Origin of the sequence: Bacillus sp. FSL M7-0558 (assembly GCF_038003245.1) — a bacterium.
In the GTDB taxonomy this organism is placed as follows: Bacteria; Bacillota; Bacilli; order Bacillales; family Bacillaceae; genus Bacillus; species Bacillus pumilus.
In genome coordinates this window covers 1,352,671-1,377,383 of record NZ_JBBOOU010000001.1, presented here as the reverse complement: position 1 = coordinate 1,377,383, position 24,713 = coordinate 1,352,671, and the positions used below count along the sequence as shown (strand labels likewise).

Below are 24,713 nucleotides of genomic sequence, written 5' to 3'. Positions count from 1 at the left end.
CAATGGAAATCCTATCGCTTTTTAAAATAAGTCTATTTGCAATTTACTAATAAAAACGTATAATTTATACTAAGCACAGGAAGACGAAAGACAAAGGAGAGAAAAAATGGACGATTATGCTCATACTAAAGACATAGAACCTACAGCAGAAAACATCGCAAAAGCCATTTATACTGTTAACCGCCATGCTAAAACCGCACCAAATCCCAAGTTTCTTTATCTTTTGAAAAAACGTGCGCTGCAAAAACTATTGCAAGAAGGTAAAGGAAGAAAAGTGGGCCTACATTTCTCTAACAATCCCAAATATAGTCAACAACAGTCCGACGTGCTGATTGAAATTGGAGATTATTATTTTCACCTGCCACCAACCAAAGAAGACTTCGAATTTTTGCCACACTTAGGAAATTTAAATCAATCATATCGCAATCCGAAAGCGAATATGTCATTAAACCGAGCAAAGCAACTGCTTCAAACGTATGTCGGTTTAAAAGAAAAACCTACCGCCACAAAACAAAAATCACATTATACAAAGCCCGTCTTCAAACGACTCGGGGAAAGTTATTTTTAAACAAAAAACCACTCATGACGAGTGGTTTTTCCTTTAGATAATAAAGTGATCGACTTTTTCAATCAGCTGATGAATTTCTGGTTTACTAATTTGATCATCTGCACCAATTGTTTCCCCTTTATGGCGCAAATCTTCAGTGATTAACGAAGAGAAGATAAGAATCGGTATGGAACTTGTTAAAGGATTTTCCTTCAACAGTTTCGTTAATCGGTGACCATCCATTTTTGGCATTTCAATATCTGTAATAATCATATCAATTTCTTCTGTCACAGTAATTCCTTTGCTAACAAGGTCCATGACGTGGTCATATGCCTGTTTCCCGTCTTCAAAGGTCACAATGTTTTTATAGCCTGCTTCGGTTAATTCATTTGTTAATAAACGCATGAGAAGCGGAGAGTCTTCAACGACATAAAGCTTCTTCCCTGTTCTTCTCTCGTCTTTCTCACCGTCAAACATATGATACGTTTCTACTCCAGAAGCGGATTCAATATCATAAATGATTTTCTCATAATCTGGAAGGAAAACCATTTTCTCATCAAGCTTAATGATACCGGTTAAATGACGTTCCATCCCTTGATTGAGTGCAGTTGGCTTTTCAATCTCTTCCCAGCTGACGCGGTGAATTTGTGATACCGTTCCTGTATGGAACACAAATTTCCGTTGGTTGAATTCAGTCACAATATATTTCTCTTGTTCTGACTGATCTGACTCGACATTAAAAAAGGAAAATAGATTGATGACTGGTAAAATCTCGCCTCGTAAACTAATCATCCCTTCTACATCTTGATGAGAGTGCGGTACTGCCGTCACCTCAACCGGCTGGATGATTTCTCTTACTTTCATGACGTTAATGCCGAATTGATTTGAACCAATTTCAAACTTCACAATTTCCAATTCATTGGTACCAGAGTCAAGTAAAATTTCTTGTTTGTTTAAAGCCACGGAAATCCCTCTATTCTTCAATATAAGATTGTACTTTTTATATCGGCAGCATAGGTAAAAAGTTGACGTTTCTTTACGCTTTCTCTCGTACGAATTGATGAATCACAAGTCCTATCGCTGCAAGAATAAGTAAAGACCCTAGCGCCAGGCGACTTGCGAGGTTTCCATGCTCTGCAAACAGCAAAGTGACTGACCCATAAATGATGGGTCCAATAATGGAAGACACCTTCCCTGAGAATGCGAAGAGACCAAAAAACTGTCCTCTCTTTTCCTTCGGTGTCAGCTCAATAATCAATATTCGTGATGCCCCCCAGCTTGCGCCGAGTGAAATACCGAATAAACTGCCAGCCACCCAGAAGATCCATTCCGTTGTGGCTGTGACAGCCAGAATCAGGGCAACGATCAAAATCACATACACGACTGTAATCGAGCGCTTTGCCCCAATCGCTTTTGTGATATATCCAAATAAAAAGGAGCCAATGATACTTGAAATGGTCGACACAAGATAAAGCAGAATAAATTGTCCAGCGGTAAAGCCAATGATGATTTTGGCGTACACCGCCATCATCGCAATCGCTGTCTGCAGGGCATCATTCATAAAAAAGAAAGCAATCATAAAGATAAAAGCCGGCTTGTAATGTTTCATCTCTTTAAACGTGCGAATAATTTCTTTATACCCGCTGAAAAATGACGCCTTTTTCTCTGGCTGCGGCAGTGGATGAGGGTCTTTTACAAAAAAGAGAAATGGCAGGAAAAAGAGAAAGAATAATAGTGCTGTCGGAATAAATGCTTCATGAAATTGGTCATTGCCAACAAGTAAATAAACTGTGAGACCGACAAGCGTCCCTAAATAACCAACGGCAATGCCAAATCCAGAAATAAGCGGTATTTCATCCTTTGTCCCAAGATCGGGCAGGATGGTGTCATAAAACACTAGGCTCGAGTGATAGAAAAATTTTGCGATCACAAACAAGGTGACCACTACTAATAAGGAGACAGGCAGCCCAAACCATTCGCTTGAGAAATCAATTCCAGCAAAGATCCCCATCAAAAACGTACAAGTTATACATATTAAAGTAAACACTGTGATGTAGCGCTTCTTTTTTCCTGTACGATCGATCAGAACCCCGTATAATGGTGTAAAAATGACGAGAAAAATGCTGGCTAGTGCGTTTGAATAAGAAATAAACGTACTGGCGATCTGATCCATTCTCGCACTTTCTCCAATCGTTTCCTGCAAGTAGAACGGGAAGAAAATGGTGATCATATTGGATGAAAATATCGTATTTGCAAAGTCATACAATGCCCAGGCCAAAACGGGTGCTGTCAAAAACAACCCGAAGCCTGCCCCTTTTTTCTGCATGGTCTTTTTTCCTGTTCTCAATCGTTTGTCTCCCTTCCCTGCCTGATTTTTCACTATCATTCTATTTTATGTTATGCTTCACTCTTCCATACAAGCAATCTATACAAAAAGCACCCCTTACTATTGAGCAGAGGTGCTTTTTTTCTTTATTTCTTCACAACAATGGTACTTGCAATTAAATCGTGAAGTGCTTGTTTTTTCTCTGTGAAAAAGGCAATGATGTAGCCAATATATAAGATTGGAGACAAAAAGCCTTTTGCAAAGAAGCGACCTGTTGCACGGCCGAATGTCACTTTTTCGCCCGTTACTCTTGTCACTTTAATCCCAAGAGCCATCTTACCAAGCGTTCCTTGCAGTTTTGATGATTCCATGATGGCGTAATAAAGCCATGTCACCACAATACCGACCAAGATCGCTCCTATATAGAAAAAGATAAGTCCCATAATCACTGCCCATTCCTCATCTGTCATAACAGTTGTTGAATAGTAATAGCTGTCGTCATCCATCATCAATGCTGCCTCTGGACTTGAGACAAAAAAGAGTGTTGCCAAAATAAACATGATAAAAGAATATGGTACGCCGATGATGATACCATCCAAAAGGTGTGCAAGAAAACGATAGCCTACGCCTGCTAGCTCAGGATGTTTCTTTTCTTGAATGTGTGGTTCTGTTATGTTTGTTTCCATCCTATTTCTCCTTTATTATGTATGTTTTCTATAAATTTCTTATAATCATTCGTTATTATATCTTATGAATATCGCAAGATCAATGTAACTTTACACTTTTACATATATTTTAGATCAGTTCGTCCTCAATGATTTATGTGAATAAATACTGAAAATTTGTGAAAATCATGGTAATTCTAGTTCTTTTACCTCCTGATTTTTTAACATTTTGTGATATTTTCGTCTTGTTTCCATTCTGCTGTTGACAATGGTTCTTCACATGGTACAATAGTCAAGGATTTTTTAAAGAAAGGTGTTCATGATGGGAACTGTCGTACTATTAAATAACAATGAAATGACTGTGATTGAAGATATTTGCGAAGCTGATTTTTTAGACATGAAGCATGATTTGTCAAATGATGACGCAGCTTATATCTCTTGGTATGAAGATTACGATACTGCTTATGGATATTGATTTCATTTCATAGATGAAGCGTAAAAAAAGGCGATACAACCTAAGTTGGTTGATCGCCTTTTTACGTTTGCGTGCTTCTTTCACTTTCAGGTTCTACATGAATAAAGATTTGTGCATGCGGAAAATCTTGCTGAATCTTCTCTTCAATTCGATCACATAATTGATGAACATCTTCTATCGTTGTCTTGCCATCTACAATCAAATGAAAATCAATATATTCCTCTGCACCGGATCGTCTTGTTCGAAAGTCATGATATTCGATGAATTCTTGACTGAATCCTTGAATGATTGCTTCGATCGATTGTTCTTCCTCGGGCGTTAGCCGGGCGTCTACGAGCGGCGGGAAGGCTTCTTTCATGAGTTTAAATGCTTCACGCATAATAAAGAGAGCAAGTATCATTCCAATGATCGGATCTAAGAAATACCAGTCGGTTAATGCGACAAGCAATAAACTGAATGCGACCCCTAATGACGTATACACATCAGTTAACAGGTGCAATGCATTCGATTTCATGGCGACAGAATGTACTCGCTCTGCCTCTTTGTTCACAACCTTCGATACGATAAAATTGATGAGCGCGCCTATCAGCATCACCACAATGCCAAGTACAGGCAGCTTGACTGGCTCTGGATGCATTAATTTGTGAACACATTCGTAGATGATCCAAATGCCCGCAACGAAAATCAGTAAGGTCTCAATCGTTCCAGAAATATTTTCGACTTTTCCATGTCCATAAGGATGTTTAGAATCTGCTGGCTTTCTTGAAATACGAACAGAGATAAATGCAATAAAAGATGCCATTAAATCGAGAAAAGAATGAATGGCTTCTGATAAAACCGCAACAGATCCAGTGAGCAGACCTACAATGATTTTTAAGATGACAACAAATGTGTTACTCATCACGGATAGAAACGCTATTTTTGATGTCTTCGCTGATTGTTCCATTTATCGTCCTCCTTTAGGAGATCGTATGTCTATGAAAGCAATTCCCATGACCCTGATTCTCACGTTCTTTCAGTTTACACCGTTTTGCCGTTTTCTAATCATGTTATCGCAGCCTGTATTTTCTCGTGAGGTTACGCTATAATAAATGTTGCTCTTTCTTCAATATATCACTCATGCTGTGATGAATAGGAGAATAGACTACAGATAATGATATCCAGTGCCTTTCGCAGGTGACATTTATGCAGTGAATGGTAAAATAGGATAAAAACATAAATTTTTAAGGTGATGAGAAATGGAGCATTTGCTGAATCCAAGAGTAAAGGATATTGAAATTTCAGGCATTCGAACATTTTCAAATCTCGTATCGTCATATGAGGATGTCGTTTCTTTGACGATAGGCCAGCCCGATTTTTATACGCCGCATCATGTCAAAACAGCTGCAAAAGCAGCCATTGACGAGAATTTTACTTCGTACACTCATAATGCTGGTTTCCTAGAGCTAAGACAAGCAATCCAGCACTACATCAAGAAGAAAGTCAACCTTGATTATGATGCAGAGTCAGAGATCATTGTGACGACAGGTGCAAGTCAAGCGATTGATGCTGCGTTTCGAACCATTTTGTCAGAGGGTGATGAAGTGATTCTACCTGGACCTGTCTACCCTGGCTATGAACCGATCATTCGAATGTGCGGGGGGAAGCCCGTACATATCGACACAACGAATGCTGGCTTTAAATTAAATGCCAAGCTGATTGAGGATGCATTAACGGAAAAGACAAAGTGTGTTGTGCTTCCTTATCCTTCAAACCCAACTGGTGTCACGCTTTCAGAAGAAGAATTGAACGAGATTGCCCAGCTCCTTGAAGGAAAAAACATCTTTATTTTATCCGATGAAATCTATAGCGAGCTGACATTTGACCGGCCGCATCATTCAATCGCTTCTTTCTTAAAGGAACAGACCATTGTGATTAACGGACTGTCTAAGTCTCATAGCATGACTGGTTGGAGAATTGGCTTTTTATTTGCTTCAGCTCCAATTGCTAAACATGTATTAAAAGTACATCAATATAACGTGTCTTGTGCCTCGGCTGTCTCACAAAAGGCGGCACTTGAAGCTGTGACAAATGGTGTGGATGATGCACTCATCATGAGAGAGCAATATAAGAAAAGGCTCGATTATGTATATGATCGGCTCATTTCTATGGGGCTTCCGGTCATTAAGCCTTCTGGCGCTTTTTATATTTTTCCATCCATTGAATCGTTTGGGATGAGTTCCTTTGATTTTTGTATGGAGCTGTTAGAAAGTACAAGACTTGCTGTCGTACCAGGGTCTGCTTTCTCTCCACTCGGCGAGGGGTATGTGCGTCTATCCTATGCTTATTCACTTGAAACACTGAAAGAAGGACTTGACCGCCTAGAACAATTCGTTCTTGAAAAGCGTTCTATTCATTTAACAGACTGAAACAACGGCTCTCCTGCCGTTGTTTTTATTTTGCAGGAAACATGATGTGAAATACGGTGCCCTTTTCGGGATGACTATCCACACGGATCGTCCCGTTGTGATTTTCTAAAATATTAAATGTCACCATAAGGCCAAGTCCAGTCCCTTTTTCCTTTGTCGTTAAAAAGGGCTCTCCTATTCGCTTCATGACCGATTCAGGAATGCCAACCCCTTCATCACGAATGGTGACGTGAATTCCATCTCTTTCTGCTTTGGCCGTAATGTCAACCTTCCCTCCGTCCGGCATGGATTCTACGGCATTTTTGATTAAATTGATAAACACCTGCTTGAGCTGATTTTGATCCCCGTTCATCAGGAGATCCTCTTCTATTTCACTCGTATTCATTAAAATGCCATTTAAGTTCGCTTGTGTTTCTAATAAAGCCGTGACTTCGCTGATGATTTTTTTCAAATCAAGTGTCTGCATCGATGCCGTTTGCTGCGGTTTTGCCAGCATGAGCAGCTCGCTTAAGATAATTTCTATCCGGCTCAGTTCAGAGAAAACAATCTCGAAATATTGATCCCGATCTTTTGTTTTCGGTTTAATGAGCTGCAAAAAGCCTTTGATGGCAGTCAATGGGTTCCTGATCTCATGTGCAATGCCCGCAGCCAATTGGCCTGCGATCGATAATTTTTCAGATCGGAGCATGAGCTCTTCTGTCTGCTTACGTTCGGATATATCTCTTAAAATAATTTGAACGGCTGTTTCTCCAAAAAATGTAGTTGGGATACACACCATTTCTGTATAAATCAGTTTGTGTTTAAACGTATGACAGCTCATCGTGACAATCTCAGAATCTGATGCTCTTTCAATAATACGTGATATGCTTTTTTTCACTTTTGGCTGGTCACAGGAATGGATTTGATGAAAAATATCTTTTCCTATTAATTTATCGTAATGCTCGGCTTCAAATAATTTAATGCCTGATTCATTCATAAACACCCATTTGTGATCGTGAATGACCGCAATCGTATCAATGGAGTTTTGGATGAGCAGCTGATACCGCTCCCGGCTTTTTTGCAGAACGGTTTGGAATTTCTTACGGGATGAGATGTCTACTAACAGCAAAAGCTCTGCCCGCTGATTTTGATAGATCGTTGGTGATGACTTCACTTCGATATGAATGCTGCTCCCATCTTTCCGCTTCCAAATCTGTTCAATCATTCCGACTGGAAGACCTTGTTGCAGCCTTGTAATTCGGCTTCTCACAATGTCATGGTACTCCTCAGCAATAAAGTCAAATGCAGTTTTGCCGATCATGTCATCTCTTGTACATACCCCCATTAATTGAAGCATCGCATCATTCGCATAAACAATTTCCCCTAAAATCGTAATACATAACGGATTTGGCAGCATGGCAATCAATTGTTCAGCTTCACTGACATGTTGGAAAGCCGGCAGACTGCCTAACGACTGTTCTGACACTTCTGATGTTGTTTGAAATGCTGCTTTTTGCGGTTCAGCGTCCAGCACCCTCATTTTTAGGATCATTTCTCTACTTAATTCACTGTCTAACTCATCACAAGCAACAAAATCAATACTAGCTTCAATCCATACAGCTGTTAGGTCACTTCTAAGCAGCCTAAAGTGGGAAATCTCTAGCATGTGCTGATTGTAGAAATAACTCTCGACGAGAAATTGATCTTCGGTATGAACAAAGTCTTTCAAAAAACACCCTAGTAAATCCTTTTGTTCATAGAGCAAAAGCTGCTTACAGTTAGAAGAAATGTAGAGAAAGCGGCCATTAGAAGAAAGAACGGCATGTAAATCGATATTCGAATAAAGCTGATTCGAATCTTTCATTTTTTGTTCCATCGTCGTCCGACCCTCCTTTTCATTTTTTAGGGTTGTCCTTAGATTGATGTATAAAAAAGATTCGCTAGAAAACCCGTATTTTCCTTCCGTCATCGAGGGAAACGTCCATATTTTCAGCAAAAAAGAGCACATTCTCTTGATGTGCTCTCTGCTGTTTACTGCTTTTCGTATTTCTTTTGTAATTCAACGTACTTATCAATAATTTTACTTGGGATGGTTTTAATGACGGAATCTTTGTCTGAGACATAAGGTGTCACGACACTAAAAGCTACTTTTGGATTGGACGATGGATAATATCCTCCAAAGGTTAAATTGTAAGTGGGGTTTCCCCACCAGCTGCGGTTAGCACCATAGTAAAAGGTTTGGGCCGTCCCTGTTTTTCCTGAGACATCATGCTGACCAAAGCGGCCAGCGGCAGTACCGCCGGTCGATGTGACCATTTTCAGTCCCATTTTGACGCGGTCAATATCTGCTTTCGAATTGTTAATCGTGTTCAATACCTTCGGCTCATATTTTTTCACGACTGGGCCTACTTCATCCTTCTTCGTTGGAAGGTGAACGCTTTTCACCACTCTTGGTTGAACGCGATTTCCTCCATTGGCGATCGTTGACATGTACTGGGCAACTTGAAGCGGTGTATACGTGTCATACTGCCCAATTGCTTCATCGAGCAAAAGTCCGCCGACCGTCTTCGGATGTGTCTGCATCCCGCTTGATTCCTGCGGCAAATCGATCCCTGTTTTCACGCCGAGGCCGAATTGCGCATAGTAGTTTCTCATTTTTTGCAGGTGCTCAGGTCTTGCCGGTAACGGACCATCCTTTTGATAAATGATGCCCGCCATTCTCATCGCTACTTGGAACATGTAGACGTTGGAACTTTTTTGGAGAGCCTGTAGATCATTGACCCATCCAAGAACTTTGTATGACCGTTTCGGCTTTCCACCACTCCCTGCAAAGTAGAGCGGTGTATCCATATAGGATTGGTTGTGCGACATTCCGTCCTGATAACCGCCAAGTACTGTGGCTCCTTTGATTACAGAGCCCATTTCGTACTGGGTCGTAAATGTTCCGATGGCATAATCAGTGACGTCTCTGCCGTCCATTTTCTTGCCAGACATCGCGAGAACATCCCCAGTGTTAGGGTCCATCATCACGACAAATGCGCGGTCCATCATATAGTTTCTCGCACTAGCGGATCTAAGCTCTGATTCGACGATCTTGTCGACTTCCTTTTGCAGCTCCATATCAAATGTCAGTGCAAGATCAAGTCCTCTTCGTCCCTCTGTCCGCTTGATTTCATCGAGCAGCTTCCCGCCAACCTGAGTATATTGAACGGTCGCTTTCTCCGGGTTCAGAAAATCCTCGTATTGATACTCTAAATAACTCTTCCCTACTCGGTCATTACGTGAGTAGCCTCTTGCCATATAGTAATCTTCACGCTCTTTTATAATCCCTTGCTCTGGTGTGGTCACACCGCCAAGTACATTATAAAGGGTCTTCTCATACGGATATTTTCTTGTCCAATCATTGATGACATTCACACCAGGCAGTTCATCAAGATGCTCTGATACAAGTGAAATCTCTTCATAGGTCAAACTCACAGATGATGCCTGCTTTGACTCTTTTGTTTCATCGAGTAAAGCAACTTTTTCGTCCCCTTTTTTCTCTTCATTTGGGTCCATTGCTTTCACGATTTGAGGCTCAAAGGCATATCCGCCTGTAAATCGACGATAGATCGCTGCAACTGCTTTTTCCTCTGCATTTTTTTCGATCGCCTTGACCTCTTCCTTAGGCACGCGCTCTACTTGAAGCGGATAGACATCTTTTGCTTTAAGATTCTTTTGCTCTGCTTTTGAAATGAGCTTATCCGCTTCTTTCGGATGGCTTGCCAGCCAAAAATCTCGAATGTCACGCTCTCTCAAAAAATCAGTATCCATTTTTATATAAGTCGCAAGTTTTCTTGCTACCTTAATCTTATCCTTCGCTTTTACACCGCTTTCTGATGTATAAACGATGGCAGGTACACTTTCATTATCAACGACGATTCTTCCTCTCGCGTCATACATTTTTCCTCTTGGTGACGGGTATGATGCTGTTTTGACCTCTGTTCGGTTAGCCTGCTTTTTATAATCCTCACCATTGACGATTTGCAGTACACCAAGCTTGATCACAAGCACAGCAAACAAACTAAAGACAGCGAAGAAAAAGAGATTAATCCTCCAGGCGTTCCGGCGCTTGAATTTTTTCTGCTCGGCACCACCTTGATGCTGTTTCTCTCCCACTTATGTAGCTCCTCTCATCCTTTCAATCTTTTACAATTACCACTCATTATTGTAACACTTTTGTAATAGTTGTTACAGCGAAACAAGCGAAAAAAAGCTGTCAATCCCTATTATGCAAAAAAATATACTAACACTTTAAAATATTGGTATGTTTATGTCGTTTTCATTAAATGGCAGAATTCCCTATCCTTTGATATGAGGCGGTTTTTTTTGTGACTTTAACAAAAATGACAAACAGGCATTGTCAATGGAGGATGCTGGTACGTTTATAACAAAAAGTCCATGTTATGATTTTCTGTGAGAAAACAAAACAAAGATTTTAGGAGGAGTTACAATATGAAGAAGAAATCATTCTTTTTTTCAGCGCTAACGGCTGCTGCACTCATCACGTTCACTGGGGGACATTCAGCTGATGCGAAGGAGCTTAACCTGAAACAAGTAATACATGTACAGCATCAAGCCATTGATCTTCATACATTAGCTACAAAATTACATATCTCTTCAGATGTAAACAAGCTAAGCAAGTCGAATCAAAAAGAGATCGAAGCTCTTTTAAACAAGCTGATCAAAAGCGGGCAACCTGTTACTGGCACAAAAGTGGTAAAAGAAGTAAACAAAGCAAAAAATGAACAAAAACAAGAATCAGTGAAAAAACCTACTGCTTCTAAACCAAGTGCGCCAGCAAAACAAAATACAAACAACAATACAAAAGCTGATCAAAAAGACACAACGACAGCAAAAGCAGACAGCAGCTTGAATGCATTTGAAAAAGAAGTCGTTGAGCTTACAAACAAAGAGCGTGCAAAGCAAGGATTAAAAGCACTTTCTGTTGATTCAAAGCTAAGCAAATCTGCTCGTGCAAAATCTCAAGATATGAAAGATAAAAACTATTTCTCTCATACAAGCCCAACTTACGGATCCCCATTTGATCAAATGAAGAAATTCGGGATCACTTACAAAACAGCAGGTGAAAACATTGCCCAAGGTCAAAGATCTCCACAAGAAGTGGTGACTGCTTGGATGAACAGTGAAGGTCATAGAGCCAATATCTTAAACAAAAATTATACACATATCGGTGTTGGTTATGTGAAATCTGGAAACTACTGGACGCAGCAATTCATCGGAAAATAAGTTATCTAAAAAGCCTGTCCCAAAGTAGGACAGGCTTTTTTATTTCACCCATAATTTATATATACTTTGTGTGCCGCTATTTTCTTCGCCCTGTTCGCGCAGCTTCTCATAAAGTGACTTCGCAAGTGAGAGCCCAGGCATCTCTTCTCCCATCAGCTCTGCTTCTTCAAGTGCAATGCCCATATCTTTAATAAAATGCTTCACGTAGAACCCTGGCTCGAAATCACCTTTCAACATTCTTGGTGCAAGGTTTGACAAGGACCAGCTTCCTGCCGCACCCGTTGTGATGCTTTTGAGCACGTGCTCTGGATCAAGTCCTGATTTTTCGGCATAGGCCATAGCCTCTGCGACACCTACCATGCCTGCTGCAATCGCAATTTGGTTACACATTTTGGTATGCTGGCCGCTTCCTGCAGGTCCTTGATATTGAATGTTTTCGCCCATTTTCTCAAATAAGGGCAAACACGCTTCATAGGCTGATTTTTCTCCGCCAATCATGATCGCAAGCGTTGCATTTTTTGCGCCTACGTCTCCGCCAGAAACTGGTGCATCTAATGCAAACAGCCCTTTTTCTTTCGCTTTCACTTCAATTTCTTTTGCCAGCTGAGGCTTCGATGTCGTCATATCTATCAGATAAGTACCAGGCGCAGCATGTGCCACAAGCCCCTCTTCACCTAAATAGATTTCTTCTACATCTGATGGATATCCTACCATTGTGATGACAGCATCTGCATGTTGTGCAATTTCCTTCACTTCCGGCTTCCATGATGCGCCTTTTTGAATGAGTGCATCTGCTTTCGCTTTTGTTCTTGTATAAACGAGAACTTCATATCCAGCATCCATTAAATGTTCTGCCATACTGCGTCCCATTACACCAATTCCAATAAAACCAACTGTTTTGATTTGTGTCATCACTTGTTCCTCCTTAAAGAGACTTTGTCAATCCACCATCAATGATAAGTGTTTGACCTGTCATATATGTATTGGCTTCAGATAAAAGAAAGGCTGCATATGCTGCAAATTCCTCTGGCTGTCCATAACGGCCAAGCGGAATCGTACGTTCAGCCTGTGCTTTGATTTCTTCAACCGTTTGATGCTCTGCCTGCGCACGGTGCTTGTCGAGCTGTTTGACGCGGTCTGTTTCAATTTTCCCTGGGGCTAACGTATTAATCAAAATCCCATCCTTAGCAAGCTCCTGAGCGGCTGTTTTTGTCCAGCCGGCAATAGCCGGTCTAAAAGTATTTGACAGCATCAAGCCTGGGATCGGTTCTTTTACTGACATAGACGCAATGTTTAACACGCGTGCACCGCGTTTTTTCAAATAAGGCAAGGCCTCTTTTAATAATCGAATATAGCTGAGTAAATGAAGCTGAAATGATTCCATCCAGTCTTCATCTGTTAAGGTTTCAAGCGTCCCTGTTTTAGGCCCGCCTGTATTGTTCACAAGAATGTCTACACACTTCTCATCACCAGCTGCCGCTTGAACTAGCGCCTTGATTTGCTGCGCGTCAGACACATCACATACTTGATAAGTCAGCTTTCCTTTTACAAGCGGAGATAATTCTTTCACCGTTTCTGTCAGCGTGTGCTCATGTCTTCCTGAAAGCATCACATCTGCTCCCTCTTTTGCTAGAGCAAAGGCAATCGCTTTTCCGATACCTTGACTACTTGCAGTGACCAATGCTTTTTTTCCAGATAAATTGACATTCATGTCAACACCTCCTTTGCTTTATTTTATCATACAAAAAGAACCTTGCTCACGTCGCAAGGTTCCTTTCCGCTTCTTTACAGCTTAAACCGATCTACTGCCTGACGTAATGCATTGCTTGATTCGTTCAGCATTTCAGTCGAGGTTTTCGTTCTTTCTAAAACTTGGACTTGTTCATCTGTAGACGCATGCACTTCCTCAGCTGAAGCCGCCGATTCTTCTGAAATTGCAGCAATGCTTTGAATGGAGTCACTCATCTTCTGCTGTTCTTCTGTCATTTCATTGATCTGTGTATGAATGCTGTCGATTGTACCGACAAGTGCCTGCATTTCCATTGTGATGCTGCTCAGTGCCTCACCTGTTGCATTAATGGCGTCACCTTGTTCCTCATTCATCTTACTTGCTGCTGTCATCGCTTCAGCCGCCTTCTTCGATTCATTTTGAATGAGTTTGACGGTTTCACTAATGTGTTTTGTTGATTGCGCAGATTGTTCAGCAAGCTTTCTGACTTCTTCTGCAACAACAGCAAATCCTCGTCCGCTTTCTCCAGCTCTCGCTGCTTCAATGCTTGCATTCAGTGCAAGTAAATTCGTTTGATCCGAGATTTGAGAAATGGCTGTCACCACGTTTTCGATATTTTTCGTTTTATGCTCAAGGTCTAGCAGCATTTGCTCTACCTTTTTCGATTCTTCGTTCGCTTGTGTTGATTTTTGAACGAGTACACCAAGTGCATCAAGCCCTTTATAGCTTGCATCCTCAGATGATTTTGAGTTGGTTTGCATTTGTGAGGCAAGCTCACCCATATGGCGCACTTTCTCATACAATTGCTCTGATTTCTCATTAATTGTTTCTGCATCTGATGCCTGCTTAGATGCCCCTGTTGCCACCTCTTGAATGGCGGTTGCAATCTGTTCGCTCGACAGCAAGGTTTCATTTGAAATTTGTGTGACTTCATCCGTTGATGTCACTACTTGGTCTGAAGCCCCTTTCACTTTTTCAATTAACTCTCTAATGTCCTCTATCATTTGATTAAAGCTTTTCGTGAGGAGACCAATTTCATCTTTAGACTTCACTTCAAGCGTACTTGTTAAATCGCCTTCTGACACTTTACGCACATGCCCTGTTAGACGCTTGATTGGCGTTGTAATGCTTCTTGCCAATAAGAAGCTGAGGATCATCGCAAGAATAATGGCAATGACGGATATAATGATACTTGTCTGATTCATTTGTTCTGTAATCCAAAGCAGTTTCTTTTTCTCAAAGCTAACACCAACCGTCCAATCGGCTTCTTTGATTTTAGATATAACCGTCAGTTCTTTGCTGTCATCAATACCTGAATTGTCGATTGCTTTTTTCACAGAAGCAACTTTTGATATGTTTTTTCCTTGCTCTTTTGGATGCGCCAAAATGGTGCCTGTGTTATCAACTAAGAAAGCGGTCCCTTTATAAGGAATCTCTTGTTCATTTATATAAGATTGAATGGAGGAGAGCTTCAAATCAAGTCCAGCGACTCCAATGACCTTTCCATTTTTGACAATCGCCTTCGTGGCTGAGACAATCACTTTTTTCGTTGCTTCATCAATATATGGATCTGTCCAAACAACCTGATCAGGCTTTTCGACTGCTTGTTTAAACCAGCCTTGTTTAGATGGATCATACCCTTGGCCAAGATCGAACTCCGGGAAGCCGAGCATTTTGCCATCAGTTGTTCCAATATAAGCAAACGAAATGAGTTTATCCTGTTCCTGCAAGTTTTTTATTGCACTTTTTTCAAAATCCAGTGTTTGCTTTGTTTGTTTTTGCGCAAATTCTTCAGTTATTTTACCTGTTGCCAATTTGTTAATTGTATTGCCGTAATTATCAAGCTTTTCTGTAATAATGTCTTTCAGGCTTTCTGCCGTTGCTGTGGCGGTCGTTTTTGCATCTCGTTCAATCAGTGGTGTTAATACCATGTTGGAACCCACTTGAACTGCCACAACGGTTAAAATTAAAATAACTGAGATGAAAACAGCTATTCTCACTTGAAGTTTCTTAAACATCTCCTCACACCCCTATATCCTACTTTCATACCTCGTTGTATATATCGGCATAATTGATACCGCATTCAATAGTTGTGAGAAAATTTAAATAGAAAAAACAAGCCCAAAAAGGCTTGCTTCAAGTAAAATATTCAATTTTTGCAGATGGAAAGTACTGATCAATATATGATTCTAACGTCTGTCTTAGTTCTTGTTCCTCATCTTTTTGGTAGATATATTTCCCGATTCCATATCTACCCCACTTGTATCTTCTTTTTTCTTCATCTAATTCTAATTTTGATTTCGGATAGTTTTTTTGGATGACACGCTTCGCTGGTTTTGTAAAACGATGCTGGATCATTTCAAAGGTGATATCGTGCCTCACATCTTCAGGAAGGGCTGCATCTAGCTTTTCAAAAAGAACTTTATACCCTTCCTGCCAGCCTTCATGAATGTAAATTGGGGCAATAATAAAGCCAAGAGGATAGCCTGCTTTCGCAACCTTGACAGCCGCTTCAATCCGCTGATCAAGCGGTGATGTTCCAGGTTCGAAATATTTAATGACATAATCCGCATTGATGCTAAAACGGAATCTTGTCCGGCCATTATGCTTTGCATCAAGTAAATGATCGACATGATGAAATTTGGTCACAAAGCGAAGCTTACCAAGATCAGTCTGGCCGAAGTATTCAATCGCTGTCTTTAGTGTATGTGTCAGATGGTCAATTCCTACAATATCTGACGTACAAGAAGCTTCAAACCTTGTGATATCTGGCGCACGCTCATTCATGTACTGCTCCGCCTGATCTAATATTTCTTCAACATTCACATATGTTCGAATGTATGGCTTACTTCCCATCGTCGTTTGCAGGTAGCAATAATGGCAATGCCCCATACAGCCTGTTGCAAATGGAATCGCATACTCCGCAGATGGTTTAGACGTATCAAACTTCAACGTTTTCCTCACACCAATGACAAGCGTTGATTTCGCATTACGATACTTTTGCAAGTCATTTTTACCCGGAATATTTCTTACTTGGTTATGTGAAGTCGTTTCTCTTATTTCAATACCCATCCCCTCGAATTTTTCCTTCAGCTCTCGTCCTAACGGGTACTCTAACGCCCGTGGTTCAATGTACACAAGCTGGGGCACAAAAGGTTTGATCATATTTAGCACATCCTTACCTTATAGGTTTTCATACCGTTACTTTAACCGTGCAAGATGGCTTTTATCCTTTCTAAAATCTCCCTTATTCAAACAAATCTTGATAAAGAGCTTCTGCTTCTTCATATGTTGGAAAGACCGCATCATCTGGAGCCAAGGGATGGTACGTTTCAAGTAAAAATAGGGCAAGCTCCTCTTCGTTGTATGGATGTGAAACAATTTCTGCTTCTTTGATTTGTGCTACGTTTGCTGCATGTGGATTTCGATAAATCACATATACTTGATCACCCGGTTTATAGTCTGAGAAAGGCAATCTGGTCACCTCCATTTTTCTTATAGAATGCCCTTCTCTCTGACGGATATGACCCAATATGATAAAATTCGACAAAAAAACCAGACAGGGTTACTGTCTGGTTTGAATTCACTTAGTTATGTTGAAACGTTTTCTTCACGAAATCAACCACTTCTTCTGTCGTGCTAAGTGATAAAATATGCTCTTTAAATGATGCAGCTTCTTCCTTAGAAAGCTTGCTTAGCTGAGTTCTTGCTGGAAGAATAGATGTCGCACTCATTGAGAATTCATCTAATCCTAATCCAAGAAGAAGAGGAATTGCGATTTCATCTCCTGCCATCTCTCCGCACATGCCAACCCATTTACCTTCTTTATGCGCTGCTTCAATAACAAGCGTAATCAGACGTAAAATCGCTGGATTGTAAGGCTGGTAAAGATAAGACACTCGTTCGTTCATTCGATCAGCAGCCATTGTGTATTGAATCAAGTCATTCGTTCCAATACTGAAGAAATCCACTTCTTTTGCAAATTGGTCTGCAATGACAGCTGTTGATGGAATTTCTACCATTATACCGATTTCAATGGAATCGGATACGTCTGTACCAGCGGCAACCAATGCTTCTTTTTCTTCAAGTAAAATGGCTTTTGCTTCTCTAAATTCTGATAACGTCGCGATCATAGGGAACATGATTTTCAAGTTTCCATATGTACTTGCACGAAGTAAGGCGCGTAGCTGTGTTCTGAAAATCTCCTGTTCTTCGAGGCAAAGGCGGATCGCTCTAAAGCCAAGAAACGGGTTCATTTCTTTTGGAAGCTGCAAGTAAGGGAGTTCTTTATCGCCACCAATATCTAGTGTGCGGACAACCACTGCTTTGCCTTCCATTTTCTCTAAAACAGTTTTATACGCATCGAACTGCTCTTCTTCTGTAGGAAGCTGATCTCTGCCCATGTATAAAAATTCTGTACGGTACAATCCGACTGCTTCGCCGCCATTTTCAAGCACACCTTTTACATCTTCAGGTGTTCCGATATTTGCAGCTAGCTCTACGTGAACGCCGTCTTTTGTGACCGTTGGCTGGTCAACCAGTTTCGCCCATTCCGCTTTTTTAGCTAAATAGTCTTCATGCTTTTTTTGATACGCTTTCACTTCATCTTCAGAAGGCTGAATGATGACGTCTCCGCTAATACCATCAACAATGATCAGATCACCATTTTTCACCGTTTTTGTTGCTTCTTTTGTTCCAACAACAGCTGGAATCTCCATTGATCTTGCCATAATCGCTGAGTGAGAAGTACGACCGCCGATATCTGTCGCAAACCCTTTGACGAATTGTCTGTTTAGCTGAGCAGTATCAGAAGGAGTTAAATCTTCAGCAATGATGACCACTTCTTCAGAAATCATGCTTGGATTCGGAATGTCAACGCCTAGCAAATGTCCAATTACACGCTTTGTTACGTCGCGAATATCCGCTGCACGTTCCTTCATGTATTCATTGTCCATTGCTTCGAACATCGTAACAAACATTGTCGCTGTTTCTTTTAAAGCAAATTCAGCATTTACTTTATCAGAGTTGATTTTATCCTTTACTGGGTTTAGCAGCTCTGGATCACTTAACACAAGAAGGTGTGCAGAAAAGATATCTGCTTTGTCTTGGCCAAGCTCTTTTAGCGCATGTTCTTTAATTGCTTCAAGTTCTTGTTTAGAAACATGAATTGCTTCTTCAAAACGCTTCACTTCTGTCTCTGGATCGTTGATGTCTTTTTGGTGAACTGTTAAATCTGGTTCTTCCAGACGATATGCTTTTGCAATCGCAACGCCTGCTGAAGCACCGATTCCTTTCAGTTGTTGCATTACTCGCCTAGGCCTTCACTTTTCATTGTGTCTTTAAGCGCAGCAAGTGCATCATTTTCATCAGAACCAGAAGCAGAGATTGTGATTGTAGCACCTTTCGCAATTCCTAGAGACATTACACCCATAATAGATTTCAGGTTTACTGTTTTACCATTATATTCTAAGTTGATATCAGCATCATATTTACTAGCAGTTTGTACAAGTACTGTTGCAGGACGTGCGTGAATTCCAGAATCTGCAGTTACTTTGAATGTTTGTTGAGCCATTTTTATCAATCTCCTTTTTATACAATTAATACATCCACAATATTATATCATACTGCCGGGCTTGTCATCTAACAAGAACGGCAGTTATGAAAATTATTTTGAAATTTTCATGATGTTTTCTTGACCAGCTTTGATTTCACCGGCTTCTTGAAGGTCAATAAATTGTCCTTCACTTAAGTTGGTAAATACAATTGGTGTCATTAAAGATGGTACTTCAGACTTAATTTTATCAATATCAACCTCTAAGAGTTTTTGGCCGATTTCTACTTGATCTCCCTCTTGTACAAATGCTTCAAATCCTTCTCCTTTGAGGTTGACCGTATCAATACCGAAGTGGATCAAAATTTCAAGTCCACCGTCAGACTGTAGGCCAATTGCGTGTTTCGTTGGGAATACATTTAAGATCTTCCCTTTCACCGGTGAAACCACCGTTCCATCTGTTGGCAAGATGGCGAAACCGTCACCCATCATTTTCCCTGAGAATACTTGATCTGGTACATCTGTAATCGGATGAAGCTCCCCTGTAATTGGTGATGCAAAGATTTCTTCGCCTAGTTCGTTTTGAAGCGGTTTTGCAATGACTTCTTCGACCTGCTGGCTGACTTCTTCTTTTGCAGAAGGATCTTTCGCTGGACGAGGCGTGCGGCCTGCAATGATGTCCTGCATTTGTGTTTTTAAATTATCAGAGCGAGGACCGAAGATGGCTTGGATGTTGTTCCCAACTTCGAGAACTCCTGAAGCACCAAGCTTTTTCAAGCGGTCCTTGTCCACTTTCTTCTGATCATTAACAGTGACACGTAAACGCGTAATACAAGCATCAAGGTGTTTAATGTTTTCTTGGTCACCCATTGCTTCAAGAATTTCATAAGGTAAGTCATTACCCTTTTCAGACTTAGGACTATCTGCACCGTCAGCTGCTTCATCCTCGCGGCCTGGCGTTTTCAGATTAAATTTGCGAATGGCGAATCTAAATCCGAAGTAATAAATAGCAGCAAGTGCGAGACCAACTGGAATCACAAGCCACCAAGCGGTTCTGTTTGGCAAGATACCGAATAAGAAGAAATCGATTAATCCTCCTGAGAAGGTCATACCGATTTTCACGTTTAGAATATCCATTATCATAAAGGATAATCCAGCAAATACACAGTGGATTGCAAATAACACTGGTGCAACAAACAAGAATGAGAATTCAAGCGGTTCAGTAATCCCTGTTAGGAAAGAAGTCAGGGCTGCTGATCCCATAATTCCTGCGACAAGCTTTTTATTCTTTGGTTTTGCTTCATGGTAAATCGCAAGTGCTGCTGCTGGGAGACCAAACATCATGAACGGATATTTCCCCGTCATGAATGTACCAGCTGTCAGCTGAACACCATCTTTGATTTGAGCCATGAAGATACGCTGATCACCACGGATAATATCTCCTGATAAGCTCTTATAGCTAAAGAACTCATACCAGAATGGCGCGTAGAATATGTGGTGCAGACCAAACGGAATTAATGAGCGTTCAATGACACCGAATACAAAGGCAGCAAGCGGCTCATTCGCTGCAAGCAGTCCTGTTGAAAATGAGTTCAGTGCACCTTGGATTGGCGGCCAAATGACTAGCATCAAAAGCCCTAAAATAAGTGCTGAAATAGATGTAACAATTGGAACAAAACGCTTACCGGCAAAGAAGCCAAGATATTGCGGAAGCTCAATTTTGTAAAATTTATTAAACATATAAGCTGCTAATACCCCGACAATAATCCCGCCAAAAACTCCGGTAGACAAGGTCGGTATGCCGAGCATATTAACATATGCTGGGTGGCTTTCCTTAAAGAACTTAGCCAATTTGATTGAATCGGATGGAATGGATCCGTTGGCCATTAATACGGCACTCATCGTTACGTTCATGACAAGATAACCGATAATTGCGGCAATCCCTGCCACACCGTCTCCATTAGCAAGACCGATGGCAACCCCTACAGCAAATAAGAGCGGAAGATTCGAGAAGACAATGTTCCCCGCATTTTCCATGACGCTTGCAACAAGCTGAATTGTATCATTGCTTAAAAATTGAGCCACATCGATCAGCTGCGGATTTTGCATCGCATTCCCAAGTGCTAGTAAAATACCAGCAGCAGGAAGGATCGCAACTGGAAGCATAAGTGCTCGTCCAATTTTTTGCAACACACCAAAAAGTGATTTAAACACTAGTTGAACCTCCTTTTATTTTCGCTTACAACATACAAGCGGGACGCTCCCTGACATACATTTCATAGTTAACCGTTTACATTTCACTTTCAAACACAAAAAAAGGCATGGTGATATAAGGTTGCGCAAATAACAGGATCTTATCCTGTATTTACCTTAAGTCACTCATGCCTGATCGAATCAGTTACACGTTTCAAGGAAACTATGAAATTTTATTTGTCAATCTGTACAGATGAAGGGTTAGGTAGACAGCCTCTGCATCTTGTACAGGCTTTTTCAATGCATGTTGTAATATTTTGATCATTTTCCAAGCAGTATTGTAGCATAAAGGATATTCATTTTTCAATAGATGAAGCAATTTTTCTGGCTCCTCTAAAGATTCTTCCCGTTTAATACGCTCAATCGAAAACGTAATATGGCGCAATAAGCGTAAATAATGAATACTTTCTCTGTCTACTTTCATATGAAATGAATCTTCTATGACTTGGACCATTTGTGTGATGAGCTGCGAATGACGGTTCACCTCAGATAATGGCCGATTCGTTAAAGCTGAGTGAATATGGAGCGCAATAAAGCCAATCTCTCCTTCTGGCAGCTTTGTTTCGACATCAGGACGCTCGTTAATGAGCTCAACGACTTCCTTTGCGACCTCGTATTCTTTCGGATACAACGACTTCGTCTCAAGCATAAAGGGATTGGTGATATCATATCCTTGCTGCACCCGCTTAAAACTAAAGGCAATATGGTCAGTCAGGGCAATATGAATATGCTCATTCAAACGGTGTCCCATTTTTTCTCGTATATGATAAATGACGTCATTGGCAAGCTCGATCATGTTCTCATCAATGTGGTGAAGCAGTTGTTTATATTCTGTTTGTTCCTTTGTATTTTTAAGGACAAACATTTTTTCAAATGTATCTTGATCGAGAACATCACCCGATTTTTTCCCGAAGCCGATTCCTTTCCCAATCAGAACTACTTCGCCCAAAGAAGGGTGTCTTGCAATGATGACATTATTATTTAACGCTTTATCAACGGTGAAGGATTCCATGAACATCCCCACCTCCTTCTTATTCAATCCCTCTTATCGTACAAAACAGATGAAACGTGCGTCAACGATTGTTTTTGAAAACGGTGGTTGATCGCTCGATCAGGTGAAATGGCAGCATTCTTTTCTCTGGCACCTCTCCCTTTATGGCTCGATCGAACAAGTCAAACGCTTCCTGACCCATTCGTTTCAGCGGAATATCAATGCTGGAAATCCCCAAAGCCTCACTTAATTGGTTAAATTGAAAGCTCAGTATGGCTGGAGTTTCTTCTGCTTTTATATGATGACGCTGCGCCTCTAATAAAAAGCCTGCTGATACGTCATCATTTGTGATGAATAATGCTGTGGGGCGATTCTTCACCTCCTGCCACTCTGTAAATAATTGTTTTCCATCAAAAAGTGTTAGTTTCCCTTCGATGATCCATTCTTCATCAATCTCCTGCCCGAGCGATTTCATCATTTCTTGATAAGCCTGAAGGCGCGACTCGCTATTCGCTCCTTCTGTTCTGGCGAGAACAATCGCAATTCGTTGATGGCCGCATGCTGCCAAATGATGCAGGCCTTCCTTAAATGCTTGATCATGTGCAATTGACACTGTTGAGCATGTATCATGCGGCGTGGGATGACAAAATATAATCGGCCCAGATTCCTGCCACTTTAAAATATGCCCATCACTTAACGCATTTGAACAAAATATTAAACCATCCACACGGCGTTCTTTTAAACTCATTAACGCTTCTTTTTCTTTTAATGGATCATACCCCGTTTGAAATAAAGCAAAATGCATACCGTGCGCCTGTGCTTTTTCTGCAATACCTGTGACAAGGCCGCTGAAATAAGAGTGTTCAATCGTCGGAAGAACGATGCCAAGCATATTTGAATAGCCCTTTGCTAAATGGACAGCCTGAATGTTTCTCGTATATTTGAGCTCTTTCATCGCATGTAGAACACGTTCTCGTTTTTCCTCTTTGACATAAGGATGATCATTCAACACACGTGATACAGTTGTCACAGATACGCCCGCTCTTTTCGCAATCTCCCTTATGTTTGCCATTTTTTCTCCTACTTTCTCTTGCTATGGTAAGCGTTTCATACTTTAAGATGTATGTGAGCTGAACAAATCACTGGATGGAAAGGGGAATTCAAGATGGGTTTCATCATATGGATTATATTATGTATGACTGTTTTGTTTTCTGCTCGTTTTGCACTACATCCTTTAGGAAAAGAACATAAAATCAAACCGTTTGAATCAATTGATGATTTTTTTGTTGATAAGGATCGAAAAGAGTGACAAAAAATCACGATGACACTTCCAAGACATGGACGTTCATCGTGATTTTTTTATTACTTGATGATCGTCAGCTCTTTCGGATAATTGGTTAAAGTGACTGGACCGTCTGCTGTGATCAATACATCATCTTCAATTCTGACGCCGCCGACTCCTGGGACGTAGACCCCAGGTTCGATCGTATACACCATGCCTTCTTGGAGAAGATCATCATTTGCCTGGCTCATCGAAGGAAACTCATGAACAGACACCCCTAGACCATGCCCAAGGCGGTGAGGGAAATAGTCCCCATATCCAGCTTCTGTGATCAGTCCGCGTGCTTTTAAGTCCAGGTCCCCAATTCTCACACCCGGCTTACTCATTTCTAGTGCTGCCATTTCTGCGTTCAGGACGGTTTGATAGATGTCCTTTTGCTGATCAGAAGCTTCCTGATAGATGAATGTTCTTGTAATGTCTGAGCAGTACCCATCAACAATGACTCCAAGGTCAAATAACACAAAGTCGCCTTTTTTTAAGGCTGCCTGTCCTGGATTTCCGTGAGGCTCTCCTGATTTTTCGCCAAAGAGAACCATCGTCGAAAAGGACATGCCTTGAATGCCTTTTTTCTTTAGCTCATATTCAATGACAGCGAGCACTTCTGTTTCGGTGACTCCTTCTTTTAAGGCGTTCACCCCAATTTTTACCCCTTCATCTGCCAATTGAGCTGCTTTTTTCAGTGTAGCAATTTCAGATTCATCTTTAATCAGCCTTAGCTGATTGAGCTCTTCTTCTGCCCGGACAAAAGTTTCTGCCCCAGTGGCAGCTTGAAGCTGTTCTGCTCTTTGAAGCGGAATCGACTCTTTTTCAATTGCAAGTCGAGTTGCTCTTACACCGCGTTTTTCTACTGCTGACTGAATGAAATCAAATGGATTCTCATGGTCTTCATAACCAATGATATCGCCTGACCACCCAGCATTTTTCGCCTGCTCGACTTCCATTTTAGGCAAAATAAAAAATGGATCTGCCTCTTGAAACACAAACAGCCCCATTACTCTTTCATGCGGCTCTGTGAAGTATCCAGATAGATAAAACACATTTTCCTTTGTATGTATAAATGCACCTTGAATGTCTTTTTCCTTTAGCCAAGAAGACAAGCTCTTCATTCGGTTCATCGTGATCCTCCTCACACGTTTTACTACTGATCTATTGTATCAG

At 40.9% G+C, this 24,713-nt stretch carries 22 protein-coding genes; 5 read left to right on the top strand and 17 right to left on the bottom strand.

Annotated features, from left to right (window positions below; translation table 11 throughout):
* Nucleotides 1-106: 106 nt before the first annotated feature.
* Entirely contained in the window at nt 107-568 is a 462-nt protein-coding gene (locus MHB79_RS06795) for a YkyB family protein (RefSeq protein WP_012009774.1), read from the top strand.
* A gap of 33 nt (nt 569-601) precedes the next feature.
* On the opposite strand, the gene MHB79_RS06790 is transcribed toward MHB79_RS06795, so the two are convergent.
* The 3 genes from MHB79_RS06790 to MHB79_RS06780 all read right to left on the bottom strand — a co-directional run bounded on the left by MHB79_RS06790 (nt 602) and on the right by MHB79_RS06780 (nt 3,559).
* The gene (locus tag MHB79_RS06790; protein WP_003212225.1) at nt 602-1,510 is read right to left on the bottom strand and encodes a chemotaxis protein; all 909 of its coding nucleotides are present in this window, start codon (nt 1,508-1,510) and stop codon (nt 602-604) included.
* 73 nt (nt 1,511-1,583) lie between these two features.
* Complete coding sequence (locus MHB79_RS06785) at nt 1,584-2,894, bottom strand: MFS transporter (RefSeq protein WP_340989376.1); 1,311 nt, start codon at nt 2,892-2,894, stop codon at nt 1,584-1,586.
* A 125-nt stretch (nt 2,895-3,019) separates the two neighbouring features.
* Complete coding sequence (locus tag MHB79_RS06780; RefSeq protein WP_003211813.1) at nt 3,020-3,559, bottom strand: RDD family protein; 540 nt, start codon at nt 3,557-3,559, stop codon at nt 3,020-3,022.
* A 301-nt stretch (nt 3,560-3,860) separates the two neighbouring features.
* Between MHB79_RS06780 and MHB79_RS06775 the strand changes: the two genes are divergently transcribed.
* Nucleotides 3,861-4,013, top strand: coding sequence for a hypothetical protein (locus tag MHB79_RS06775; protein WP_170965990.1), 153 nt, complete (start codon nt 3,861-3,863; stop codon nt 4,011-4,013).
* Between the two features lie 61 nt (nt 4,014-4,074).
* On the opposite strand, the gene MHB79_RS06770 is transcribed toward MHB79_RS06775, so the two are convergent.
* Nucleotides 4,075-4,959 carry a cation diffusion facilitator family transporter gene (locus MHB79_RS06770; RefSeq protein ID WP_137054701.1) on the bottom strand — a complete coding sequence of 295 codons (885 nt, stop codon included), beginning with the start codon at nt 4,957-4,959 and terminating at the stop codon, nt 4,075-4,077.
* A gap of 292 nt (nt 4,960-5,251) precedes the next feature.
* Here MHB79_RS06770 and MHB79_RS06765 point away from each other — a divergent pair, with 292 nt between their 5' ends.
* The gene (locus MHB79_RS06765; protein ID WP_137054702.1) at nt 5,252-6,421 is read left to right on the top strand and encodes an aminotransferase A; all 1,170 of its coding nucleotides are present in this window, start codon (nt 5,252-5,254) and stop codon (nt 6,419-6,421) included.
* Nucleotides 6,422-6,446: 25 nt separating this feature from the next.
* Here the strand turns inward: MHB79_RS06765 and MHB79_RS06760 are convergent, their stop codons facing one another.
* The gene (locus MHB79_RS06760; protein WP_050945151.1) at nt 6,447-8,276 is read right to left on the bottom strand and encodes a PAS domain-containing sensor histidine kinase; all 1,830 of its coding nucleotides are present in this window, start codon (nt 8,274-8,276) and stop codon (nt 6,447-6,449) included.
* A gap of 155 nt (nt 8,277-8,431) precedes the next feature.
* Nucleotides 8,432-10,558, bottom strand: coding sequence for a peptidoglycan D,D-transpeptidase FtsI family protein (locus MHB79_RS06755; RefSeq protein ID WP_050945152.1), 2,127 nt, complete (start codon nt 10,556-10,558; stop codon nt 8,432-8,434).
* Between the two features lie 336 nt (nt 10,559-10,894).
* On the opposite strand from MHB79_RS06755, the gene MHB79_RS06750 reads away from it, so the two are divergent.
* Nucleotides 10,895-11,689: a CAP domain-containing protein gene (locus MHB79_RS06750; protein WP_050945153.1), complete on the top strand. Its 795-nt coding sequence runs from the start codon at nt 10,895-10,897 to the stop codon at nt 11,687-11,689.
* A gap of 39 nt (nt 11,690-11,728) precedes the next feature.
* Here the strand turns inward: MHB79_RS06750 and MHB79_RS06745 are convergent, their stop codons facing one another.
* The 10 genes from MHB79_RS06745 to MHB79_RS06700 all read right to left on the bottom strand — a co-directional run bounded on the left by MHB79_RS06745 (nt 11,729) and on the right by MHB79_RS06700 (nt 23,285).
* Nucleotides 11,729-12,601, bottom strand: a complete 873-nt coding sequence (locus tag MHB79_RS06745) for an NAD(P)-dependent oxidoreductase (RefSeq protein WP_050945154.1) — start codon at nt 12,599-12,601, stop codon at nt 11,729-11,731.
* Nucleotides 12,602-12,614: 13 nt separating this feature from the next.
* Nucleotides 12,615-13,400 carry an SDR family oxidoreductase gene (locus MHB79_RS06740; RefSeq protein ID WP_137054704.1) on the bottom strand — a complete coding sequence of 262 codons (786 nt, stop codon included), beginning with the start codon at nt 13,398-13,400 and terminating at the stop codon, nt 12,615-12,617.
* A 74-nt stretch (nt 13,401-13,474) separates the two neighbouring features.
* Complete coding sequence (locus MHB79_RS06735; protein WP_050945156.1) at nt 13,475-15,436, bottom strand: methyl-accepting chemotaxis protein; 1,962 nt, start codon at nt 15,434-15,436, stop codon at nt 13,475-13,477.
* Between the two features lie 118 nt (nt 15,437-15,554).
* Nucleotides 15,555-16,583 carry a spore photoproduct lyase gene (gene splB, locus MHB79_RS06730; RefSeq protein WP_044139804.1) on the bottom strand — a complete coding sequence of 343 codons (1,029 nt, stop codon included), beginning with the start codon at nt 16,581-16,583 and terminating at the stop codon, nt 15,555-15,557.
* A gap of 82 nt (nt 16,584-16,665) precedes the next feature.
* Nucleotides 16,666-16,908, bottom strand: a complete 243-nt coding sequence (locus MHB79_RS06725; RefSeq protein ID WP_044331928.1) for a transcriptional regulator SplA domain-containing protein — start codon at nt 16,906-16,908, stop codon at nt 16,666-16,668.
* Nucleotides 16,909-17,005: 97 nt separating this feature from the next.
* A complete protein-coding gene (gene ptsP / locus MHB79_RS06720) occupies nt 17,006-18,724 on the bottom strand; it encodes a phosphoenolpyruvate--protein phosphotransferase (RefSeq protein WP_106029802.1) in 1,719 nt (572 codons plus the stop codon).
* The gene (locus MHB79_RS06715; RefSeq protein ID WP_003211078.1) at nt 18,724-18,990 is read right to left on the bottom strand and encodes a phosphocarrier protein HPr; all 267 of its coding nucleotides are present in this window, start codon (nt 18,988-18,990) and stop codon (nt 18,724-18,726) included. Before MHB79_RS06715 ends, ptsP begins: the two co-directional genes overlap by 1 nt.
* A gap of 93 nt (nt 18,991-19,083) precedes the next feature.
* Nucleotides 19,084-21,183: a glucose-specific PTS transporter subunit IIBC gene (ptsG, locus tag MHB79_RS06710; RefSeq protein ID WP_340989374.1), complete on the bottom strand. Its 2,100-nt coding sequence runs from the start codon at nt 21,181-21,183 to the stop codon at nt 19,084-19,086.
* A 202-nt stretch (nt 21,184-21,385) separates the two neighbouring features.
* On the bottom strand, nt 21,386-22,240 hold the full coding sequence (glcT, locus tag MHB79_RS06705) for a glucose PTS transporter transcription antiterminator GlcT (protein WP_003212366.1): 855 nt from the start codon (nt 22,238-22,240) through the stop codon (nt 21,386-21,388).
* 55 nt (nt 22,241-22,295) lie between these two features.
* A complete protein-coding gene (locus MHB79_RS06700) occupies nt 22,296-23,285 on the bottom strand; it encodes a LacI family DNA-binding transcriptional regulator (RefSeq protein ID WP_340989373.1) in 990 nt (329 codons plus the stop codon).
* Between the two features lie 93 nt (nt 23,286-23,378).
* On the opposite strand from MHB79_RS06700, the gene MHB79_RS06695 reads away from it, so the two are divergent.
* Complete coding sequence (locus MHB79_RS06695) at nt 23,379-23,522, top strand: hypothetical protein (protein ID WP_003211556.1); 144 nt, start codon at nt 23,379-23,381, stop codon at nt 23,520-23,522.
* Nucleotides 23,523-23,575: 53 nt separating this feature from the next.
* Here the strand turns inward: MHB79_RS06695 and MHB79_RS06690 are convergent, their stop codons facing one another.
* Nucleotides 23,576-24,670, bottom strand: a complete 1,095-nt coding sequence (locus MHB79_RS06690; RefSeq protein WP_003211922.1) for a M24 family metallopeptidase — start codon at nt 24,668-24,670, stop codon at nt 23,576-23,578.
* Nucleotides 24,671-24,713: the final 43 nt, after the last annotated feature.

Excerpts from the sequence above, each read along its gene's own strand:
- MHB79_RS06795 (WP_012009774.1), top strand. The coding sequence starts at position 107 with ATGGACGATTATGCTCATACTAAAGACATAGAACCTACAGCAGAAAAC.
- MHB79_RS06780 (WP_003211813.1), bottom strand. The coding sequence starts at position 3,559 with ATGGAAACAAACATAACAGAACCACACATTCAAGAAAAGAAACATCCT.
- MHB79_RS06775 (WP_170965990.1), top strand. The coding sequence starts at position 3,861 with ATGGGAACTGTCGTACTATTAAATAACAATGAAATGACTGTGATTGAA.
- MHB79_RS06770 (WP_137054701.1), bottom strand. The coding sequence starts at position 4,959 with ATGGAACAATCAGCGAAGACATCAAAAATAGCGTTTCTATCCGTGATG.
- MHB79_RS06765 (WP_137054702.1), top strand. The coding sequence starts at position 5,252 with ATGGAGCATTTGCTGAATCCAAGAGTAAAGGATATTGAAATTTCAGGC.
- MHB79_RS06760 (WP_050945151.1), bottom strand. The coding sequence starts at position 8,276 with ATGGAACAAAAAATGAAAGATTCGAATCAGCTTTATTCGAATATCGAT.
- MHB79_RS06750 (WP_050945153.1), top strand. The coding sequence starts at position 10,895 with ATGAAGAAGAAATCATTCTTTTTTTCAGCGCTAACGGCTGCTGCACTC.
- MHB79_RS06745 (WP_050945154.1), bottom strand. The coding sequence starts at position 12,601 with ATGACACAAATCAAAACAGTTGGTTTTATTGGAATTGGTGTAATGGGA.
- MHB79_RS06740 (WP_137054704.1), bottom strand. The coding sequence starts at position 13,400 with ATGAATGTCAATTTATCTGGAAAAAAAGCATTGGTCACTGCAAGTAGT.
- MHB79_RS06735 (WP_050945156.1), bottom strand. The coding sequence starts at position 15,436 with ATGTTTAAGAAACTTCAAGTGAGAATAGCTGTTTTCATCTCAGTTATT.
- splB (WP_044139804.1), bottom strand. The coding sequence starts at position 16,583 with ATGATCAAACCTTTTGTGCCCCAGCTTGTGTACATTGAACCACGGGCG.
- MHB79_RS06725 (WP_044331928.1), bottom strand. The coding sequence starts at position 16,908 with ATGGAGGTGACCAGATTGCCTTTCTCAGACTATAAACCGGGTGATCAA.
- ptsP (WP_106029802.1), bottom strand. The coding sequence starts at position 18,724 with ATGCAACAACTGAAAGGAATCGGTGCTTCAGCAGGCGTTGCGATTGCA.
- MHB79_RS06715 (WP_003211078.1), bottom strand. The coding sequence starts at position 18,990 with ATGGCTCAACAAACATTCAAAGTAACTGCAGATTCTGGAATTCACGCA.
- glcT (WP_003212366.1), bottom strand. The coding sequence starts at position 22,240 with ATGTTCATGGAATCCTTCACCGTTGATAAAGCGTTAAATAATAATGTC.
- MHB79_RS06700 (WP_340989373.1), bottom strand. The coding sequence starts at position 23,285 with ATGGCAAACATAAGGGAGATTGCGAAAAGAGCGGGCGTATCTGTGACA.
- MHB79_RS06695 (WP_003211556.1), top strand. The coding sequence starts at position 23,379 with ATGGGTTTCATCATATGGATTATATTATGTATGACTGTTTTGTTTTCT.
- MHB79_RS06690 (WP_003211922.1), bottom strand. The coding sequence starts at position 24,670 with ATGAACCGAATGAAGAGCTTGTCTTCTTGGCTAAAGGAAAAAGACATT.